The 19,562-nt window shown below is 68.5% G+C and carries 17 protein-coding genes; 8 read left to right on the forward strand and 9 right to left on the reverse strand.

Translation table 11 applies throughout. The features are described 5' to 3' along the window. Positions 1-20 precede the first annotated feature (20 nt). Together HAV18_RS28155 and HAV18_RS28160 are read right to left on the reverse strand one after the other, a co-directional pair. The gene (locus HAV18_RS28155; protein WP_166962722.1) at positions 21-635 is read right to left on the reverse strand and encodes a glutathione S-transferase family protein; all 615 of its coding nucleotides are present in this window, start codon (positions 633-635) and stop codon (positions 21-23) included. A gap of 198 nt (positions 636-833) precedes the next feature. Beyond that, positions 834-1,061, reverse strand: a complete 228-nt coding sequence (locus HAV18_RS28160) for a hypothetical protein (RefSeq protein ID WP_243771787.1) — start codon at positions 1,059-1,061, stop codon at positions 834-836. Between the two features lie 57 nt (positions 1,062-1,118). On the opposite strand from HAV18_RS28160, the gene HAV18_RS28165 reads away from it, so the two are divergent. From HAV18_RS28165 to HAV18_RS28180, 3 genes are all read left to right on the forward strand, one after another. After that, the gene (locus tag HAV18_RS28165; RefSeq protein WP_166962726.1) at positions 1,119-1,676 is read left to right on the forward strand and encodes a sugar O-acetyltransferase; all 558 of its coding nucleotides are present in this window, start codon (positions 1,119-1,121) and stop codon (positions 1,674-1,676) included. A 1,005-nt stretch (positions 1,677-2,681) separates the two neighbouring features. Next, entirely contained in the window at positions 2,682-2,906 is a 225-nt protein-coding gene (locus HAV18_RS28175; protein ID WP_166962728.1) for a hypothetical protein, read from the forward strand. A 694-nt stretch (positions 2,907-3,600) separates the two neighbouring features. Continuing rightward, positions 3,601-7,173: an indolepyruvate ferredoxin oxidoreductase family protein gene (locus HAV18_RS28180; protein WP_166962730.1), complete on the forward strand. Its 3,573-nt coding sequence runs from the start codon at positions 3,601-3,603 to the stop codon at positions 7,171-7,173. A 94-nt stretch (positions 7,174-7,267) separates the two neighbouring features. Here HAV18_RS28180 and HAV18_RS28185 read toward each other — a convergent pair whose 3' ends face one another. Beyond that, positions 7,268-8,935, reverse strand: a complete 1,668-nt coding sequence (locus HAV18_RS28185; RefSeq protein ID WP_166962732.1) for a Na+/H+ antiporter — start codon at positions 8,933-8,935, stop codon at positions 7,268-7,270. Between the two features lie 296 nt (positions 8,936-9,231). Here HAV18_RS28185 and HAV18_RS28190 point away from each other — a divergent pair, with 296 nt between their 5' ends. The 5 genes from HAV18_RS28190 to HAV18_RS28210 all read left to right on the forward strand — a co-directional run bounded on the left by HAV18_RS28190 (position 9,232) and on the right by HAV18_RS28210 (position 13,441). Then, positions 9,232-10,518 carry an EAL domain-containing protein gene (locus HAV18_RS28190; RefSeq protein WP_166962734.1) on the forward strand — a complete coding sequence of 429 codons (1,287 nt, stop codon included), beginning with the start codon at positions 9,232-9,234 and terminating at the stop codon, positions 10,516-10,518. A gap of 164 nt (positions 10,519-10,682) precedes the next feature. Next, complete coding sequence (locus tag HAV18_RS28195) at positions 10,683-11,066, forward strand: hypothetical protein (protein ID WP_166962736.1); 384 nt, start codon at positions 10,683-10,685, stop codon at positions 11,064-11,066. Beyond that, positions 11,063-11,467 (forward strand): hypothetical protein, encoded by a 405-nt coding sequence (locus HAV18_RS28200; protein WP_166962738.1) that lies wholly within the window; start codon positions 11,063-11,065, stop codon positions 11,465-11,467. The genes HAV18_RS28195 and HAV18_RS28200 overlap by 4 nt, the downstream gene beginning before the upstream one ends. A gap of 82 nt (positions 11,468-11,549) precedes the next feature. Further along, positions 11,550-12,275: a copper homeostasis protein CutC gene (locus tag HAV18_RS28205; protein WP_166962740.1), complete on the forward strand. Its 726-nt coding sequence runs from the start codon at positions 11,550-11,552 to the stop codon at positions 12,273-12,275. Positions 12,276-12,352: 77 nt separating this feature from the next. Beyond that, positions 12,353-13,441 carry a suppressor of fused domain protein gene (locus tag HAV18_RS28210; RefSeq protein WP_166962742.1) on the forward strand — a complete coding sequence of 363 codons (1,089 nt, stop codon included), beginning with the start codon at positions 12,353-12,355 and terminating at the stop codon, positions 13,439-13,441. Between the two features lie 72 nt (positions 13,442-13,513). Here the strand turns inward: HAV18_RS28210 and HAV18_RS28215 are convergent, their stop codons facing one another. The 6 genes from HAV18_RS28215 to HAV18_RS28240 form a co-directional block, all read right to left on the reverse strand. Beyond that, a complete protein-coding gene (locus tag HAV18_RS28215; protein WP_166962744.1) occupies positions 13,514-14,869 on the reverse strand; it encodes a cytosine permease in 1,356 nt (451 codons plus the stop codon). 220 nt (positions 14,870-15,089) lie between these two features. Next, positions 15,090-16,085 carry a biotin-dependent carboxyltransferase family protein gene (locus tag HAV18_RS28220; protein WP_166962746.1) on the reverse strand — a complete coding sequence of 332 codons (996 nt, stop codon included), beginning with the start codon at positions 16,083-16,085 and terminating at the stop codon, positions 15,090-15,092. Further along, the gene (locus HAV18_RS28225) at positions 16,075-16,950 is read right to left on the reverse strand and encodes an allophanate hydrolase subunit 1 (RefSeq protein ID WP_166962748.1); all 876 of its coding nucleotides are present in this window, start codon (positions 16,948-16,950) and stop codon (positions 16,075-16,077) included. Before HAV18_RS28225 ends, HAV18_RS28220 begins: the two co-directional genes overlap by 11 nt. Then, positions 16,947-18,404, reverse strand: a complete 1,458-nt coding sequence (locus tag HAV18_RS28230) for an acetyl-CoA carboxylase biotin carboxylase subunit (protein ID WP_166962750.1) — start codon at positions 18,402-18,404, stop codon at positions 16,947-16,949. The genes HAV18_RS28225 and HAV18_RS28230 overlap by 4 nt, the downstream gene beginning before the upstream one ends. 4 nt (positions 18,405-18,408) lie before the next feature. Next, positions 18,409-18,651 (reverse strand): acetyl-CoA carboxylase, encoded by a 243-nt coding sequence (locus HAV18_RS28235; protein WP_166962752.1) that lies wholly within the window; start codon positions 18,649-18,651, stop codon positions 18,409-18,411. Positions 18,652-18,673: 22 nt separating this feature from the next. Further along, complete coding sequence (locus HAV18_RS28240) at positions 18,674-19,456, reverse strand: 5-oxoprolinase subunit PxpA (RefSeq protein WP_166962754.1); 783 nt, start codon at positions 19,454-19,456, stop codon at positions 18,674-18,676. Between the last annotated feature and the right edge of the window lie 106 nt (positions 19,457-19,562).

Raw genomic sequence — 19,562 nt, forward strand, 5'->3', positions numbered from 1 at the left:
CGCCGCCCACGCGCTACACGTCACGCGTGCAGCAACCGCGCTGCTTCGCGCTGTTCGATCGCGACCGCGCGGCGGAAGGCGTCGCGGTCCTCGGCGCGCGCGACATAGTCGCCGAGCACGCCTTCGTGCGGCAGCAGATGCGCGTCGAACGCGATCTTCAGCGTGCTGGCGAGCAGCAGGTCGGCCGCGGTGAAGCGGTCGCCGACGAGCCACGGACTATGGGCGAGCGCCTGGGCGAGTGCGCGCTGCACGCGTGTGATGTTGCCCCAGCCGAACGCGACGGGATTGCCCGACGCGCCGGTGAATTTCTCGGCCATCGCCGGTTCGAGGCAGGTCGGTGTGAAGAACATCCATTGGAGAAAGCGGCCGCGCAGCGGATCGTCGGGTGCGATGCCGAGCCCGGCACCCGGACAGCGGTCGGCAAGATAGAGCAGGACGGCGCCCGATTCGGCGAACGGTACACTGCCGTCGTCGAGCGCGGGCAGCTTGGCCATCGGGTTGACCTGCACGAACGCGTCGCTGCCTTGCTCGTGCGAGCGCAGGTCGATCGGCACGAGTTCGTACACCACGCCGAGTTCCTCGAGCATCCACAACGCCCGGAATGCCCGGGTCTTCGGCCAGTAGTAGAGCTTCATTGTGCCTCCGCGTTTGGGTGCAGCTGTCGGTCCGGTGGATGCTCAAGCGTACCCGAGCGCCGGAGGTTCGGACAGGGGCGCCCGGCGAGGGGTGTCCATCTGCGGGTGACGGCCGGATGCGTTGTGTGTCGGGCGGAAAACCGGGCAACGCCTGATGTCATAAGGGAGTAGTTGAATAACTAGTAATATTAAAACTAGTTATATATAAGGCGAAAAATCCCGGAATAGACCGGCGTCACTTGCACGGCATTGCCGCTCCCGCAGCGCCCGCAGCGCCCGCAGCGCCCGCAGCGCCCGCAACACCGGCAGCGCTCGCGGCACCGACAGCACCGAAAGCACCGAAAGCACCGAAAGCACCGACAGCACCCGCAGCACCCGCAGCACCCGCAGCGCTTGCAGCGTCCGCGCACAAGCCAACACTGGCATCCGGCCGCGCTCGCCGACGCAACGCGAAACAGGGAAATCATGGGAGACAACTCGCGCATGGCAAACGACGACCGCACCACGATCATTCCGAGAAGAACGCCGGAATCGGCGGCGATGGTGGCCGAGGTCAAGCGGGCGATGGCGATCGCCGCGCGGATCAACCGCCTGACATTCGACGATGCCGCTGAAGTCCGCGCATTGTTCGGCGAACTGATCGGCACGCCGGTGGACGACGGCTTCGTGCTGATCCCGCCGTTCCATGCGACGGGCGGCACCGGCATGAAGCTCGGGCGCAACGTGTTCGTCAACCAGAACTGCACGTTCTACGATCTCGGCGGGCTCGAGATCGGCGACGACGTGATGATCGGGCCGAACGTCAGCCTCATCACGTCGGGCCACCCCGTCGAACCTTCGCGGCGGCGCGACTTCGTCATTGCGCAGCCGATCGTGATCGGACGGAACGTATGGATCGGCGCCGGCGCGACGATCATCGGCGGTGTGACGGTGGGCGAGAACTCGGTGGTTGCGGCCGGCGCGGTCGTCACGCGGGATGTCGCGCCGAATGTGCTGGTCGGCGGTAATCGGGCCGCTGTCATCCGGTCGATTGCCGAATGACGCTGCGAGCGGGCGCGCGCCTGTTCGAAGCAGTCTGGCCGGCCGGATGTGGATAACCCGCCCGCGAGGCGACTCGAAACGCTGTGCATTTGAATGGTGAGGGTGCGGCCGAGGCCGTCCGGGCGGGGCTTTCCGGTGACTGTCCGATAGCTGCCGGCGGGTGCGCGAGCCGCGCCTGCCGATGTTCAGGCGAAGGTCGCGCGGTGCGATCGGTTGTGGATATCCCCACGCCGAAACGACTCGGCGCCCTGTGCATTTCACAGGTGAGGGTCACCGGATGATGCGAAGTGGATGAAGCGGGTTGTGGACAACTCACCCACGAAACGACGCGAAATGCTGTGGAATTCAACGGTGAGGGTCGGCGCCCGATCCCGTGGCGCGCCTTTTCCGGCGCGGTTTCCTGACTTTTGCCGAGGTTCAGCGCGCCGCGCATTCTAGCCGAACGCGCGCGTGCGTGGCCGAACCGCGCATGCGCCCCGACGTGGATATCCCGGCATCGGCTGCCACCCGAAGGGCCGTGCATTCTAACGGCGAGCGCGGTGGAGTGGTCTGCAATGCGCAGATTTTGCCGCGCATCGCCGCGTTCGCGAGCGACTCGACGTGCCCGGCGATGCAAAGGTGCGCATCAACACACGACAGAGGGCAGCGCACCAGAGTGTGATCATCCGGCCGCCCAAGCCCAAGCCGGCACCCAAGCCGAAACCCAAGCCGAAACCCAAGCCGAAACCCAAGCCGAAACCCAAGCCGAAACCCAAGCCGAAACCCAAGCCGACACCCAAGCCGACACCCAACCCGACACCCAACCCGACACCCAAGCCGACACCCAAGCCGACACCCAAGCCGACACCCAAGCCGACGTCGACGCCGCATGAAGCGTCTTGCACGTCCGGTTCGCACGCGAGCATGAGAGCGAGGACAGCACGTGCTCCCGTGTGGATATCCGGCTGCCGAAACGACTCGCGGCACTGTGCATTTCGACGGTGAGTGTCAGCGTCCGATCGGCCGATGAGCCGCTTCCGGCATGGATTGCCGGCCGGCGGCGCGTTGCCGGACTCGCATCTCCGATTGCGCGGCGGATGCGCGGCCCATGTGGATATCCTGCGTCCCGGATCACTCGAAGCGCTGTGGTTTTCAGCGGTGAGGGTGCCCGCGCGGCAGGACGGCAACCCCGGATCGCGCGTGGATAACCGCCATTGCAGCAACTCGAAGCCCGGTGAATTTCAACGGTGAGCGCGAGCCCGCGATTGTGCAGCATGCGGGCTCCGGCGTGGCTATCCGGGCGAGATACGGGCCGACAAACCCACTCGCGATCCTGTGTATTCGAACGGTGAGGGTGAACGGCGGATCGACGCAATGCGCCGGTTCCGGTGTGGATATCCATCGCCGAAACCCACTCGCCGTGCTGTGAATTTCAACGGTGAGCGCCGGTACTCGAGCGTGCCTCATGGCGATAACGGTGTGGATATCCCGGCCCCCACGCCACTCCAAACGCTGTGCAATCGAACGGTGAGCGAGCCCGACCGGGGGAGCGGCATTGTGGACATCCCGCGCCGCCGACCAATCGGAACGCTGTGCATTTCAAGGGTGAGAGTGACCGCCTCCAGTCGCCGAAACCCTTGTCGCACGGGGCACGAGCTTCAGTTGGCGCATTCCCGGGCCCTCGTCGGGCAATCGCGTGCTTTCCCGACAGGCGGCCCGCCTGCCCTGACACGCCGCCCATCCCGCCCGATTGCCGTGCGCGAAAACTCACTCAAATTCCGGCAAAAAGCTGCGCAGTTTTTCTCGCCGCGGGCCCGGCCGAGCAAGATGAGAAAAAACATTCTCGGCTGCGCGCGAAAAAATAGAGCCATTCGCTGCCGGCCCCCACGCGTCGTCCGACGCCCCGCCACGCAGCCCAGAACAGCACAATCCGGAGACATCCCCCATGACCGCCCGCTTGCCCGTCGACGGCTCGCCCGTCCTGTCCGACTACCGCCTGACCGACAACCTGACCGCGACGCACGGCCGGATCTTCCTCACCGGCACGCAGGCGCTGGTGCGCCTGCTGCTGATGCAGCGCACGGTCGACGCCGAACAGGGGCTCAACACGGCCGGCTTCGTCAGCGGCTATCGCGGTTCGCCGCTCGGCATGGTCGACCAGCAGCTGTGGAAGGCGAAGAAACTGCTCGACGCCGGCGGCGTGCGCTTCCTGCCCGCGATCAACGAGGAACTCGGCGGCACGGCCGTGCTCGGCACGCAGCGCGTCGAGGCCGATCCCGAGCGCACGGTCGAGGGCGTGTATGCGATGTGGTACGGCAAGGGCCCGGGCGTCGACCGCGCGGGCGATGCGCTGAAGCACGGCAACGCGTACGGTTCGTCGCCGCATGGCGGCGTGCTGGTGGTGGCGGGCGACGACCACGGCTGCGTGTCGTCGTCGATGCCGCACCAGAGCGACTTCGCGATGATCGCGTGGCACATGCCGGTCGTGAACCCGGCGAACATCGCCGACATGCTCGAATTCGGCCTGTACGGCTGGGCGCTGTCGCGCTACTCGGGCGCGTGGGTCGGTTTCAAGGCGATCTCCGAAACGGTCGAGTCGGGCTCGACCGTCGACCTCGACGCGTTGCAGACGCAGTGGCCGGCGCCTGAAGGTTTCACGCCGCCGGCAGGCGGCCTGCACAACCGCTGGCCGGACCTGCCGAGCCTCACGATCGAAGCGCGCCTCGCGGCGAAGCTCGACGCGGTGCGCCATTTCGCGCGCACCCACAGCATCGACAAGTGGATCGCGCCGAGCGCGCAGGCGAACGTCGGCATCGTGACCTGCGGCAAGGCGCACCTCGACCTGATGGAGGCACTGCGCCGCCTCGACCTGACGGTGGCCGACCTCGACGCGGCCGGCGTGCGGATCTACAAGGTCGGCCTGTCGTATCCGCTCGAGATGACGCGCATCGAAACCTTCGTCGACGGCCTCGCCGAAGTGCTCGTGATCGAGGAGAAGGGCCCGGTCATCGAGCAGCAGATCAAGGACTACCTGTACAACCGCACGGAAGGTGCGCGCCCGCGCGTGCTCGGCAAGCACGACGCCGCCGGCGCCTGCCTGCTGTCCGAGCTCGGTGAACTGCGCCCGTCGCGCATCCTGCCGGTGTTCGCCGACTGGCTCGCGCGCCACAAGCCGGCGCTCGACCGCCGCGAACGCGTCGTCGATCTCGTCGCGCCGCAGATCCTGTCGAACGAGGCGGACGCCGTGAAGCGCACGCCGTACTTCTGCTCGGGCTGCCCGCACAACACGTCGACGAAGGTGCCGGAAGGCTCGATCGCGCAGGCCGGCATCGGCTGCCACTTCATGGCGTCGTGGATGGAGCGCGACACGACGGGGCTGATCCAGATGGGCGGCGAGGGTGTCGACTGGGCCGCGCACGCGATGTTCACCAACACGAAGCACGTGTTCCAGAACCTCGGCGACGGCACCTATTTCCACTCGGGCATCCTCGCGATCCGCCAGGCGGTCGCCGCGAAAGCGAACATCACGTACAAGATCCTCTACAACGACGCGGTCGCGATGACGGGCGGCCAGCCGGTCGACGGCAGCATCTCGGTGCCGCAGATCGCGCGGCAGGTCGAGGCGGAAGGCGTGTCGCGCTTCGTCGTCGTGTCCGACGAGCCGGAGAAGTACGACGGCCATCACGGCCAGTTCCCGACGGGCACGACGTTCCATCACCGCAGCGAACTCGACACGGTGCAGCGCGAGCTGCGCGAGACGCCGGGCGTCACCGTGCTGATCTACGACCAGACCTGCGCGGCCGAGAAGCGCCGCCGCCGCAAGAAAGGCGAATTCCCCGACCCGGACAAGCGGCTGTTCATCAACGACGCGGTGTGCGAAGGCTGCGGCGACTGCGGCGTGCAGTCGAACTGCCTGTCGGTCGAGCCGCTCGAGACGCCGCTCGGCCGCAAGCGCCGCATCGACCAGTCGTCGTGCAACAAGGACTATTCGTGCGTGAACGGCTTCTGTCCGAGCTTCGTGACGCTCGAAGGCGCGGCGCTGAAGAAGGCCGCGGGTGCCGCGTTCGATGAAGCGGCGCTCGCCGCGCGCGTCGGTGCGCTGCCGGTGCCGGCGACGCATCTCGACGCGGCGCCGTTCGACATGCTCGTGACGGGTGTCGGCGGCACGGGCGTCGTGACGGTCGGCGCGCTGATCAGCATGGCCGCGCACCTCGAAGGCAAGAGCGCGTCGGTGCTCGACTTCATGGGCTTCGCGCAGAAGGGCGGCTCGGTGCTGTCGTTCGTGCGGATCGCGTCGAGCGACCGGTGGCTCAACCAGGTGCGCATCGACACGCAGCAGGCCGACGTGCTGCTCGCGTGCGACATGGTCGTCGGCGCGAGCGCCGAGGCGCTGCAGACGGTGCGTCACGAGCGTTCGCGGATCGTCGTCAACACGCATCGGATCCCGAACGCGTCGTTCGTGCAGAACCCCGACGCGAACCTGCATGCGGACGCGCTGCTCGAGAAGATGCATCACGCGGCCGGCGACGGCTACCTGTCGAGCTGCGACGCGCAGGCGCTCGCCGCGAAGTTCCTCGGCGACTCGATCGGCGCGAACATCCTGATGCTCGGCTATGCATGGCAGCTCGGCCTCGTGCCGGTGTCGCTCGCGGCGATGATGCGCGCGATCGAGCTGAACAACGTCGCGGTGCCGATGAACAAGCTCGCGTTCTCGATCGGCCGGATGGCGGCGGGAGACGCGGCGGGCCTCGATGCGTTGTGGAACGCGCGTCACACGGTGGCCGCGCATGCCGCGCCGGAGACGCTCGCCGAGCTGATCGCCGATCGTGAAGCGCGGCTCGACGCGTACGGCGGCGCTCGTTATGTCGAGCGCTACCGTGCGCTCGTGAGCGCGGCGCGCGCGAAGGGCGACGACGCGCTGACGCGCGCGGTCGCGACGACGTTCTACCGGCTGCTCGCGGTGAAGGACGAATACGAGGTCGCGCGCCTCTACACGGACGACGCCTTCCGCACGGCGCTCGAAGCGCAGTTCGAAGGCGTGCCGGGGCAAGCTTATCGCGTGAAGTTCAACCTCGCGCCGCCGACGGTCGCGAAGGCCGGCAGCGACGGCAGCGCACCGAAGAAGCGCGTGTTCGGCCAGTGGATGTGGCCGGTGTTCGGCATGATGGCGCGCGTGCGCAGCCTGCGCGGCACGTGGCTCGATCCGTTCGGCCGCACCGTCGAGCGCAAGATGGAGCGCGCGCTTGCCGACGACTACGAGACGACGCTTGCGCGTGCGTTCGCCGCAATGACGGCGGGCAATGCAGCGCAAGTCACGCAGCTGGCCGACTTGCACGCCCGCGTACGCGGCTTCGGTCACGTGAAGGTGCGCAACCTGGCCGGCGTGAAGCGCGCGGAGCGCGAGCTCGCGCTGCAACTCGGTATCGATGGGGCAACGAGCGTGGCCGTGCAGCACGCGCTCGACGAGATGAAGGGTGCGGGCATGCTGAAGGGGATTCCGGTCGTCGTCGCGAAGTAACGCGAGGCGCGGGCGGATGTGAAAACGGCGACGCTTGTGCGTCGCCGTTTTTTATTGGGCGGCCGCTGCTGAGTATAGGCAGCGGCCGGCCCCTTTAGAGAATGCCTTTCTTGCGCGTCGACAGCGCGGTTTCAGACAGGTCGATCTCGCGGAGCAGCTTAGTCAGCGTCTCGTCGGAAATCTTGCTGTCGCTGCGCAGCCGGTACAGCGCGGAGCGTTCCGCGCGCACGGCCGCGATCCGCATCTGCAGTTCCATCGTTTCGGCCTGCTTCGCTTCGGCGCGCGGCGCGGGGCCGTCCTCGGCGAGCGTCGCGAGGCGGCGGCGGTACTGGTCCATCACGCGTGCGGAGATGTCCGCGCAGCGCGCGGCACCCGATTCGTCGAGATCGGCCGAGATCGCGTCGTGCGACGAGTCGATCGCGCGGATCGCGGCCTGCGCGGCGGCCGCGCGCGCGGCGCGTTCCTCGTCGCCGAGCGGGCTGCGCGACGAACGCACGCCGCGCAGCAGCAGCGGCAGGCCGACCACCGCGACGACGAGCGAGCCGAGGATCACGGCCGACGCGACGAAGATCGCCGTGTCGCGGCCCGGCAGCGGCACGCCGTCGGACAGCGCGACCGGAATCGACAGCACGCCGGCGAGCGTGACCGCGCCGCGCACGCCGCCGACCGTCATCACCGCGATCGTGCGGATGCCGGCCATCGTGCCGGCGAGGCCCTGGCGCGCGGCGCGACGGCTCGCGATCCAGCGCAGCAGCCAGACCCACAGGAAGCGGATCGCGTACAGCGCGAGCATCATCGCGCAGACGTTGAAGATCATCCGGCCGACGAGCGCGTCGCTCGTGTGGTGCGCGTCGACGAGCGTGCGGCCGATGATGTGCGGCAGCTGCAGCCCGAGCATGATGAACACCATGCCGTTGAACACGAACTCGATCATCGCCCACGTGCTTTCGGCGCGTACGCGCGATGCAACGGTGCTTTTGCGCGAGAAGCTCGTGTAATTCATCATCATCCCGGCCGACACGGCCGCCAGCACGCCCGACAGGTCGAGGTGCTCGGCGAACAGGTAGGCCGCGAACGGCACGAGCAGCGTCATCACGATGCCGGGGGCCGGATCGCCTTCCTGCTCGGCGTTCAGGAAGCGCGTCGACAGCGCGCTGAACACCCACGACACGATCGCGCCCGTGGCGAGCCCGCCGGCCGCGACGATCACGAACGTGACCGACGCGTCGCGCAGCGAGAACATGCCCGTCAGCGCGGCCGCGATCGCGAATTTCAGCGCGACGAGGCCCGACGCGTCGTTCATCAGCGCCTCGCCCTCGAGGATGTGCATCAACTGCGGCGGGATCCGGCCCTTTCCTGCGATGCCCGACAGCGCGACCGCGTCGGTGGGCGACAGCACGGCCGCGAGCGCGAACGCGATCGGCAGCGGCAACTCGGGTATCAGCCAGTGCGCGAAGTAGCCCACTGCGAGTACCGTCATGAATACGAGCCCGAATGCGAGCATCAGGATCGCGCGGCGCTGCAGGTACAGCTCGCGCTTCGGAATCCGCCAGCCGTCCGCGAACAGCAGCGGCGGAATGAACAGCAGCATGAAGATTTCGGGATCGAACGTGACGTGCAGGTTCAGCTTCGGCCACGCGAGCATCGCGCCGAAGGCGATCTGCATCAGCGGCAACGGCAGTTGGAACGGCAGGATGCGCGTGACGGCGCCGGACAGCGCGACGGTCAGCAGCAGGATCAGGACGGTGAAGACGATTTCCATCGATACGGCGAATACGGGGAATGAAACGATCGTACGGAGTGTAGCGTGACAGCGTGACGGGTGCGTTCGAGCGGCCGGTGCGTGCGCACGAAAATGGTGCGTCGTGCGTGTGCCACGATGGTGCGGCTGCCCGGTGCGCCCGCGCGGAGTATGGGTTGTGCGCGCCTTGCACGGAGCTTGCTTGATGCTGGTCAGCCGTCCGGCTTCGACCGGGCAACCGAGGGTCCAACCATGACATTGCACGCGCCGTTCGCTTCGCCGGGCGCCGCGTTCGAAGGCATTAGCAGGAGGAAGGTATGACGATCGTGCAACAGGAGCGTCCGGCCGCCGCGTCGCCGTACCGGTTCGAGCGGGAGGTGAGTTCCGGCCTCGAACGCCTGGCGACGCAGCACCGCGACCTGACGCTCACGACCGTGTTCCAGCCGATTTTCAGCCTGTCGCACCAGCGTGCGGTGGGCTACGAGGCGCTGTTGCGTGCGCACGATGCGCTCGACCGCGCCGTGTCGCCGCTCGACGTGTTCGGCGAAGCCGCGCGCCAGGGCGAACTGCTGCAGCTCGACCGGCTCGCGCAGGCGCTGCATCTCGAGAACTTCGCGCTGCTCGGCGCCGAGCGCGAGTGGCTGTTCCTCAACGTGCATCCGGGCGTGCTCACCGACCCGTTCCAGGCGGCGGCGCTGCTCGCGAACCTGAAGCGGCTCGGCATGCCGCCGCGCCGCATCGTGCTCGAAGTGCTCGAACAGCGCGCGGAGGACGTCGAGCGGCTTGCCGAGGCCGTGCGCGAATTCCGCACGCACGGCTTCCTGATCGCGCTCGACGATTTCGGCGCGGGCCACTCGAATCTCGAGCGGATCTGGCAACTGAACCCGGACATCGTGAAGCTCGACCGGATCATGCTGTCGCACGCGGCACACCGGACAGGGCTCACCGCGATCCTGCACGGGCTCGTGACGCTGTTGCACGAGGCCGGCAAGCTGGTGCTCGTCGAGGGCATCGAGACCGAGCACGAGGCGCAGATCGCGCTATCGTGCGAGGCCGATTTCGTGCAGGGCTACTACTTCGGCCGGCCGGCGCCGGGGCTGCCCGACAGCGCGGCCGCGACGGGCTGCATCGGCGAGCTGACCGAGCGTTTTCGCCAGCAGACCGAAGCGCGCGAGCGGCGCGATGCGCAGCGCCTCGCGCCGTACCTGCGCGCGTTCGAGCGCGCGGCCGAGCGTCTCGCGGCCGGCGAGCCGCTCGACGAGGTGTGCTGGAACTTCCTCGCGCTCGACGCGGCCGCGCGCTGCTTCCTGCTCGACGCGCACGGCCGCCAGTCGGGCCGCAACGTCGTGCTGCGCGCCGACCGCGCGCTCGCCGAGGCGCGCTTTTCGCCGCTGGCGGACGCGCAGGGCGCGAACTGGCTGCGCCGGCCGTATTTCCGCTCGGCGATCGCCGAGCCGGGGCGCGTGCAAGTCACCCGGCCATACCTGTCGATCAACGAGGCGCAGCCGTGCGTGACGCTGTCGGTGGCCGTGCGCGTCGGAGATGCGCAGCGCGTGCTGTGCGGCGATATCGACTGGGGCGACGACGAAGCGGACGCCGGCTAGCGCCGAGCACATCGCAGGCGGCGAGCAGGGTGAGCGAGGCGGGCGTCGCGGGCCGGCCGTTGCGTTCGCCGCACGCTTCCCCGACAATGGCGCGACCGCGGCCATCGTGACCGCGCGCGCCGTCCCGGGGGCCAACCATGGCGGCGAATAAAGAGGAAAACACAATGAAAAGACCGATTTCGCTGACCATTCTCGCGTGGATCATCATCGTGACCAACGCGATCACGGGCATCTACACGCCATTCACGATCGGCATGCCGACCACCCAGGCGCTGCTGTCGCACTACCTGCTGCCTGTCTGGGCGACGCTCGGCATCAGCGTGATCATCGAAGTCGTGAACGTCGTGATCGGCATCGCGATCCTCAAGGGCCGCGAATGGTCGCGCAAGACCTACATCGCGATATCCGTGTTCAGCTTCGCGTTCTCGTTCATCAACATGCCGGCGTCGATGTTCGCGGTGCTGATTCCGGGTTTCCTGCTGTTCGCACTGTTCGTCTACCTGCTGTTCCGGCGCCCCGCGACCGCGTATTTCCAGGCGAACGCATGAGCTTCGTGCGCAACGCGCTCGCGATCGTGCTGTTCACGATCGCGGGCATGTGCGTGATCACCGCGCAGATGATGGCGTTCATGAAGCTCGGCCATACGGGGGCGATGCTCGTGTTCGTTGCGGTGTTGTTCGTGTTGTCGGCCGTGTTCCTGTCCGTCGGTGCGTTCGCCGGCGCGTTCCGGCCACGCGCGCGCGGCGCAGGCATCGCGCTGCTCATCGCGACCGCGACCACCGCGTTCGGGATGATCGGCTGGGTGACGTTCCTGCTCGCGCCGGGGTTCGTCGACGTGATGCAGCAGCAGGGCGTGGACATGAACGTGCGGATGTTCCGGTTCGCACCCGGCGCCGTGGTGACCGGCCTGTCCGCGCTCATCGGCATCTGGCTCGCGCGACGCGGCTGACGGCGCGGCGCCCGGCACGCTGGCGTCCGTCACGCGGCTCGGCTAGGATGCGCGAATTGTCCTGACGATTCGCGGGCCGCCCATGAACCGAAACGCCGCTTCTTCCGTCCTCCTCGAAGTGATCGCCACGACCGTCGGCGATGCGAAGGCCGCCGCCCGTGCGGGCGCCGACCGCCTCGAGCTCGTGACCGCGATTACCGAAGGCGGGCTGACGCCGAGCGTCGGCCTGATCGAGGCCGTCGTGGCCGCCGTGCCGATTCCCGTCAACGTGATCGTGCGGCCGCACAGCCGGTCGTTCGTCTATGACGCCGACGACCTGCGCGTGATCGAACGCGACGTGCGCGCGGCGGTCGCGGCCGGTGCGAACGGCGTCGTGTTCGGCGCGCTCGACGCGCACGGCGACGTCGATCTCGGCGCACTGGCCCGCGTCGCGGCCGCCGCCGACGGCCGTTCGCTCACGTTCCACCGCGCGTTCGACGTCGCGCGCGATCTCAACGCCGCGTTCGACGCGCTGCTGCGCGTGCCGGCCGTCACGTCCGTGCTGACGTCGGGCGGCCATCCGTCGGTGCTCGACGCGGTCGCGACGATCACACGGCTCGCGCGGCAGGCGGCCGGTTCGACCTGCACGGTGCTGGCAGGCTCGGGGCTCACGATCGACGCGGTCGGCGATTTCGTCCGCGCGACCGGCGTACGCGCGGTGCATTTCGGCTCGGGCGTGCGGCCGCGCGGCGAGGTGCTGGCACCGGTCGATCAACCACTCGTCGAGCGCGTGCGCGCGGCGATCGACGGCGCGGCGGCGCACGTGTGACGCACACGGCGGCCTGCAGGCCGCCACCGCGCGCACCGACACCACACACCGGGACACCGCCCGGGAGAGAGGGCCACATGACGGATGCATCACACGACCCGCAGGACGGCGCAGCCGACGACAGCGCGCCGGGCTGGGACGCGATCGACGGCGCGCTCGCACGCGTCTATCCGGGGCAGGAGCCGAAGCACTACGCCACGCTGCTGAAGTGGCGGCTCGGCGGCCGCGATCCGCTCGACGGGATCAGCGTGTGGAAGCGCGCGGAACCCGTGCCGCACTGGCATTTCGTCACATACGGGCTCTCCGAGCTGTATGCGAAGGAGTCGGACGATCCGGCCGTCAGCGGCTTCGGCTTCGAGCTGACGATGCGCGTCGCCTGCGGCACCGCCGACGAAGAGCCGCCGAACTGGGTGTTCAGCTTCCTGCAGAATCTTGCGCGCTACGTGTTCGAGAGCGGCAACGCATTCGACGACGGCCACTGGATGACGGCCAACGGCCCGATCGCGCTCGATTCCGGCACGCAGCTCTGCTCGATGGGTTTCGCATTCGATCCGGAGCTGCCGGCGATCGATACGCCGCACGGCCGCCTGGCGTTCCTGCAGATTGTCGGGCTGACGCTCGACGAGGAGCGTGCCGCGAAGCGCTGGCGCACGCGCTCGCTGCTCGACACGCTGGCGCCGCACATGCCGCTCTGGGTGACCGATCTCGACCGAGCGTCGCTGCTCGAGCGCGCGGACGTGCGCGAGCAGGTCGACGCCGGCACGCAGCGCGATGGCTCGTCGAGCGGCTACCTGTTCACCGACGTGCTCGGATGGGAAACGCGCAAGCGGCTGCTGCGTGCGTCCGTGATCGACATCACCGTCGGCGCGCGGCAGGTGGACGAACTCGTCACGCTGCTGCCGCTGCGGTTGCCGTTCGACCGGCCGTTCCGGCTGGTGGGCCACGACGGCGCGGTACGGTTCGTGCACGGCGACGCGAACGGCGTGACCGACGAGGACGGCACGCTGACGCTGCGGCTCACCGACGCGACGGTGCAGGCGCTGGCGCGCACGCTGCAGCCGCGCGCCGGTGAGTATGCGGTCGACGGGCTCGACGGCGTGCGCTGGCGGGTCGAGAAGACGGTGATCCGTGACGCGCAGGGCAACCCGGTGCAGACGATCGGCTAAGCTGCTGCCGTGCCGTGCCGTGCCGTGCCGTGCCGTGCCGTGCCGTGCTGTGCCGCCACGGGCGCGGCCGCGTCACGTATTCCGCACGAACCAGGTCCGCTTCGCGGTGCCGAGCAGCGCGCGATAGACGACCCACGACACGACGAAGGTCGCCGGCGCCGACAGCGATGCGGCGAACCCGGTCGCCTGGTTCAGTGCGAGCCCCGCGAACGCGCCCGCGAACCACGCGGTCAGCCCGCCCGGGTTGAACACCGGCACATGCGCGTCGCGGCATTCGACATCGTCGCCGACGAGCTGCCCGTAGCGCGCCGACAGGATGTGCGCGAGCGCGACACCGACCCACGCGACGACGAAGATGCCCTGGTACGCGAGCGCCTGCAGGATCCGCGAGAAGATGTCGGCCATCATCAGCGCATAGACGACCGCGCCGACCACGAGCGCCCACACGAACTTCGGCGCGCGCAGCCCGGCGACCTTCTGGAAGAACGCCTGCATGTTGACGGTCGCGAGGTAGTAGTTCGCGGTGTTGATGCGCGACTGCGTGACCCACACGAACAGCAGCCCCCACACGCCCATCAGTTTCAGCAGCGCGAGCACGACCGACACTTCCGACAGCGTGCCGAGCCCGGGAATCGTGCTGACGAGATAGATGCCGGCCGCGCCGTTGACGAGGAACGTGACGAGATAGAACGGCATCCCGAAGTTGAAGCGGCCGTGATAGCGGGCGTCCTCCTTGCGGCCGAAGCGCGCGTAGTCGAACGTGAACATCATCAGCACCCATACGCCCATGTAGTAGACGAAGCATTGCCACCAGCCGCCGGCCGGTGCGCCGCCCGCGGGCCCGAAATCGAGCCATGCGGCGTGATAGCCGTACTCGGCCGTCGCGAGCCCGACCGCCGCGAGCAGCCCGAGCAGGTAGAACGGCAGCAGCACGCCGTTGAACTTGTCGAGCCAGTGCTGCACGCTGCCGAACACGAGCGGCACGCTGTAGCAGACGACGATCAGCGCGGCCCACTTGTAGTCGAGCGCCGGAAACTGGTGATGCGCGGCGACCGCGATCACCGAGCCCTCGAACACCGCGTAGTAGATCGCCGTCGCGAAGAAGATCAGCGTCGCGAGTGCGGCCCCCGCGCTGCCGAACAGCACGCGCGAGAACAGCGCGACCGACAGGCCGGTGCGAATCGCATAGCGGCTGATGATCGAATTGACGGCGCCGTACGACACCACCGACAGCGCCATGCCGATCAGCGCGTTGCGTGCGCCGTAGGTGAGCGCGAGCGTCGCGCCGACGACGATGTAGAACACCGCGCTGCAGACGGCCCACCACGCCATCGTCAGCGAAAAGGGCGGCATGCGCGCGTGATCGGGAATGGCGAGCGTCGACAGGTCGAGATCCTCGTCGGTGCGGGCCTGTGCAAGGTTGGCCATGATCGTGCTCCTTGATGAGCAAAACAGCGGACGACGTCTGGGCCGCGGCACGTGCGGTCCGCAGGGTTGCCCCGACGTCGGGCGGGCAACCGGTCCGGCAGAAACGGCGCGCAAGCGTCCCCGCCGCGCGGCGCGCGGCCGCGCGGGCGGGAAACGAAAGCGAAGGATGAAAGCGGAGGGCGGCGAACGGCGCCCGGCACGATGGCCGGGCGTCCGGCGCTCAGTCCTGCAGCACGGCGCGCAGCAGCGCGAGGCGCCGCTGGTACTCGCGGCGCGCCGCGAGCGCATCGGCCATCGTCACGCGCACGAAGCGCGCGCGATGGTTCGGCTGCATCTGGCCGATCAGGTCCATGTCGGCGCTGATGACGGTGCCGATCGTCGCGTAGCCGCCGCCCGACACCGCGTCGCGGTGCAGGATGATCGGCTCGAGCCCGGCCGGCACCTGGATCGAGCCGATCGGATAACACGCGTCGACGATGTTCGACGGATCGGCGCCCGCGCCGAACGGCTGTTCGCGCGGCCGGAACTGCAGCGCTCGCCCGTTCTTGTAGCGGTAGCCGATGCGGTCGGCTTCGGGCGCGACCGTCCATTCGTCGTCGAAGAACGTGTGCGCCGATGCGTCGGTGAGCCGGTAGTGGTACAGGCCCGTCAGCACGCGCAGTTCGACCTGGCTGTCGAGCGGCCGGACGACCGCCGCCGGCAGCTCGCGCCCTTCGCGATGCATGCCGCGTGCGGCGCCGATCGGCAGCCGGTCGCCCTTCTGCAGGCGCCGGCCCGCGTGGCCGCCGATCGCGCCGAGCGCGTAGGTCGAGCGGCTGCCGAGCACGACCGGCACGTCGATGCCGCCCGCGACGGCCACGTAGGCCCGCGCACCGCCCTTCACGTAGTTGAACGACAGCACGCTGCCCGCACGGATGCGCAGCGCGATGTTGCAGCACTGCCCGACGCCGTCGATCTTCGGTGTCATCTCGGCGCCCGTGACGGCGACGAGTGCGTCCGCATGGAACAGCAGCTCCGGGCCGAGCAGCGTGCATTCAAGCACGGCCGCCTGTTCGGGATTGCCGACCAGCAGGTTTGCCGCGCGCGACGCGTACTGGTCGAGCGAGCCCGACGGCGGGATGCCGACGTGGTAGTAGCCTTGCCGGCCCGTATCCTGGACCGACGTCGCGAGGCCGGGCTTGATGACCTCGATCAGGTTGTGCGCGTCAGCTGGCATGCAGCACCTCGACGAGAGAACGGTTGACCGCATCGGGATCGCGCAGGAACGCGTCGAGCGAGAATTTCACGGGGCGCACGCGCAGCGAGAACGTGCCCGCTTCGACGGCCGCCACCGCGGCGTCATAGGCGTCGCGATCGATCGGCTGGAACTTCACGATGTCGCCGGGCCGGAAGAACACCATGAAATCGCGCAGGTAGTCGAGCCGCTGCGCGGGATCGAAGATCGGCGCCGGCGTCACGCCGAACATCTGGTAGCCGCCCGCGCCGCGCACCGAATAGATGCAGCCGAAGCAGCCGCCGTGGCCGACCGTCAGCTTCGGCGTGTCGGTGCGCGGCCGCAGGTATTTCGGCACTTCGAGCTGGCGTTCGCGCTCGACCATCTGGTACATGAACGGCAGGCCCGCGACGAAGCCGACCATCGACACGAACCACGGCGAACCCGAGTGCGCGGCGATGAAATCGTCGATGTCGCGCTTGCCGTTGATCCGCGCCGCATATTCGAGATCGGTCGACGACGGGTCCTGGTGACGCTCGCGAAACCGCATCAGCGTCTCGTGCGTCCACGGGTCGTTGTAGAGCACCGGCACCTCGACGATGCGCGTGTCGAGTTCGAGCGGTGCGTCGCCGACCTCGGCCTCGATCGTCTTCAGCAGCGCGACGAGCGCGTCGGGCTCGATCACGTCCGGGTCGTAGCGCACCTGGTAGGACGCATTCGCCGGGCAGATCTCGGTGATGCCCGGCACCGCGCGCCGCTGCAGCTCGCGCGTGATCGCCGTGCCCTTGAAGAAGGCGTCGAGCGACATCGCCTCGCTGATCTCGACGAACACGAACTCGTCGCCGCCGAACGTATAACGGGTCGTCACAGGGCCTCCCCGACGCGCGCGGCGTCCGCGGTTTCGGGCTGCCGGGCGGCGGCCGTCGCGGCCTCGCGCCATTGCGGCATCCATGCTTCGAGAAAATTCGTGTGATAGCGGCCCGCGCGCACGTCGTCGTCCGCGAGCAGCGCCGCGTGCAGCGGCGCGGTGGTCTTCACACCGCCGACGTGCAGTTCGCCGAGTGCGCGAGACAGGCGCCGCAGCGCGGCCGCGCGGCTCTCGTCGTGCACGATCAGCTTCGCGAGCAGCGAGTCGTAGTACGGCGGCACGACGTAACCCGGATAGAGCAGCGAATCGACGCGCACACCGGGGCCGGTCGGCCACACCAGTTCGTCGATCCGGCCGGGATTCGGACGAAAATCCTGCAGCGGATCTTCCGCGTTGATCCGGCATTCGAGCGCCGCGCCGCGCATCGCGATGTCCGGCTGCGCGAACCGCAGCGGCTCGCCGTCGGCGATGCGCAGCGTCTCGCGCACGAGGTCGATGCCGGTGATCGCCTCGGTCACCGGATGCTCGACCTGGATGCGTGTGTTCATCTCGATGAAGTAGAACTCGCCGCGCGCGTCGTCGAACAGGTATTCGAGCGTGCCGGCACTGCGATAGCCGACTTCGCGCGCGAGGCGCGTGGCCGACGTGCACAGCGCGTCGCGCTGCGCCGGCGTGAGCGACGGCGACGGCGCTTCCTCGAGGATCTTCTGGCGGCGTCGCTGCAGCGAGCATTCGCGCTCGAACAGATGGATGACGTCGCGGCCGTCGCCGAGCACCTGCACCTCGATGTGCCGGGCGCGCGCGATGAAGCGTTCGAGATAGACGCCGCCGTCGCCGAATGCGGCCTGCGCCTCGCGCTGCGCGAGCGGCAGCTCGGCGTCGAGCTGCGCGGCGTCGTGCGCGACGCGGATGCCGCGCCCGCCGCCGCCCGCGGCCGCCTTGATCATGATCGGATAGCCGATGCGCGCGGCGACTGCGCGGGCCTCGTCGAGCGACTGTACGACGCCGTCGCTGCCGGGCACCGTCGGCACGTTCGCGCGCCGCGCGGTGTCACGGGCGCGCGCCTTGTCGCCCATCGTCGCGATCACCTGCGAATCCGGCCCGACGAAGATCAGCCCCGCCGCCTCGACCTGCGCGGCGAACGCGGCATTTTCGGACAGGAAGCCGTAGCCGGGATGGATCGCGTCCGCGCCGCATTGCCGCGCGGCGTCGAGGATCGCGGCGGGATTCAGATAGCTTTTCGCTGCATGCGACGAGCCGATGTGGATCGCCTCGTCGGCCATGCGCGCGGCGAGGCTGTCGCGGTCGGCGTCGCTGACCACGGCGACCGCGCGCATGCCGAGTTCGCGCGCCGCGCGGATCACGCGCACCGCGATCTCGCCGCGATTCGCGACCAGCACGGTCTTGATCCGCGACGGGCGATAGAACGTGTCGGGGGAGGTTGCCGGCTTCATCGCGTCACCCCTCGATCCGCATCAGTACCTGGCCCGCGTCGACCGGTTCGCCGTCCTCGACGAGCAGCTCGACGACGCGGCCGGCCGCGTCGGCTTCGATCTCGGTGAACTGTTTCATCACTTCGACGAGGCCGACCACGGCGCCCGCGGCAACCGTCGCGTCGATCGCGACGTAGTAGGCCGCATCGGGCGACGGGCGCCGGTAGAACGTGCCCGGCAACGGGCTGACGATATCGTGCAATGCCATCTGGCGTCTCCTTGAATCGGGTTCAGTGATGGGCGGCGAGCGGTCGCGGCCCGGCGGTCCGGATGCCTTCGCGAATCAGCGCGTGGCGCGTCGCGCGCACGAGGTCGAGCGCGCCCGGCGTGTCGCTGTGGATGCAGACCGAATCGAAATCGATGTCGATATCGTCGCCGTCGATCGTGCGCACCTTGCCGTCGATGCACGCGCGCAGCACCTTGTCGGCGATCTGCTGCGGGTCGAGGCGGCCGACGCGGCGCGTGAACACGATCGAGCCGCTGCGGTCGTAGTCGCGGTCGGCGTAGAACTCGCGGATCACCGGCTGTTCGTACTCCATTGCCACGCGATAGGTGACCGACGCCTCCATGCAGTACAGCCACAGGCCGGGGTCGACGCGCTGCAGCGTCTCGATCAGCAGCCGCGAGAACGCTTCGTTGGCTGCCGCATGCATGTAGAGCGCGCCGTGCGGCTTGACGTGCTGCAGGCTCACGCCGTTCAGGCGCGCGAACTCGCGCAACGCGCCGAGCTGGTACAGGATGTCGTGGACGAGCGCCTGCGGCGTTTCGGTGATCGTGCGGCGGCCGAAGCCGACCAGATCGCGAAAGCCCGGATGCGCGCCGATTCCGACGCCGGCGTCGCGCGCGAGCTGCACCGTGCGCGCCATGATGTTCGGATCGCCGGCATGAAAACCGGTGGCGATGTTCGCCGAGCTGATGAGCGGCATGATCTGCTCGTCGACGCCGTCGCCGATCGTCCACGGGCCGAAGCCCTCTCCCATGTCGGAGTTCAGGTCGACGCTGTGCTTCCTCATACGGTGTACTCCTCCAGGTTCTCCGGTTCGCGTGCGTCGTGGCGCATGCCGAAACCGTGTTGAACGCAGGTTAGCCGCGTGGGTTGCGTCAAAAAAGTTCTATTTT

The organism is Burkholderia sp. D-99 (assembly GCF_011605345.1).
Lineage (GTDB): Bacteria > Pseudomonadota > Gammaproteobacteria > Burkholderiales > Burkholderiaceae > Burkholderia.

Excerpts from the sequence above, each read along its gene's own strand:
- HAV18_RS28220 (WP_166962746.1), bottom strand. The coding sequence starts at position 16,085 with ATGCCAGCTGACGCGCACAACCTGATCGAGGTCATCAAGCCCGGCCTC.
- HAV18_RS28160 (WP_243771787.1), bottom strand. The coding sequence starts at position 1,061 with ATGCCAGTGTTGGCTTGTGCGCGGACGCTGCAAGCGCTGCGGGTGCTG.
- HAV18_RS28235 (WP_166962752.1), bottom strand. The coding sequence starts at position 18,651 with ATGGCATTGCACGATATCGTCAGCCCGTTGCCGGGCACGTTCTACCGG.
- HAV18_RS28155 (WP_166962722.1), bottom strand. The coding sequence starts at position 635 with ATGAAGCTCTACTACTGGCCGAAGACCCGGGCATTCCGGGCGTTGTGG.
- HAV18_RS28210 (WP_166962742.1), top strand. The coding sequence starts at position 12,353 with ATGACGGATGCATCACACGACCCGCAGGACGGCGCAGCCGACGACAGC.
- HAV18_RS28190 (WP_166962734.1), top strand. The coding sequence starts at position 9,232 with ATGACGATCGTGCAACAGGAGCGTCCGGCCGCCGCGTCGCCGTACCGG.
- HAV18_RS28230 (WP_166962750.1), bottom strand. The coding sequence starts at position 18,404 with ATGAAGCCGGCAACCTCCCCCGACACGTTCTATCGCCCGTCGCGGATC.
- HAV18_RS28215 (WP_166962744.1), bottom strand. The coding sequence starts at position 14,869 with ATGGCCAACCTTGCACAGGCCCGCACCGACGAGGATCTCGACCTGTCG.
- HAV18_RS28165 (WP_166962726.1), top strand. The coding sequence starts at position 1,119 with ATGGCAAACGACGACCGCACCACGATCATTCCGAGAAGAACGCCGGAA.
- HAV18_RS28240 (WP_166962754.1), bottom strand. The coding sequence starts at position 19,456 with ATGAGGAAGCACAGCGTCGACCTGAACTCCGACATGGGAGAGGGCTTC.
- HAV18_RS28205 (WP_166962740.1), top strand. The coding sequence starts at position 11,550 with ATGAACCGAAACGCCGCTTCTTCCGTCCTCCTCGAAGTGATCGCCACG.
- HAV18_RS28195 (WP_166962736.1), top strand. The coding sequence starts at position 10,683 with ATGAAAAGACCGATTTCGCTGACCATTCTCGCGTGGATCATCATCGTG.
- HAV18_RS28185 (WP_166962732.1), bottom strand. The coding sequence starts at position 8,935 with ATGGAAATCGTCTTCACCGTCCTGATCCTGCTGCTGACCGTCGCGCTG.
- HAV18_RS28175 (WP_166962728.1), top strand. The coding sequence starts at position 2,682 with ATGAGCCGCTTCCGGCATGGATTGCCGGCCGGCGGCGCGTTGCCGGAC.
- HAV18_RS28200 (WP_166962738.1), top strand. The coding sequence starts at position 11,063 with ATGAGCTTCGTGCGCAACGCGCTCGCGATCGTGCTGTTCACGATCGCG.
- HAV18_RS28180 (WP_166962730.1), top strand. The coding sequence starts at position 3,601 with ATGACCGCCCGCTTGCCCGTCGACGGCTCGCCCGTCCTGTCCGACTAC.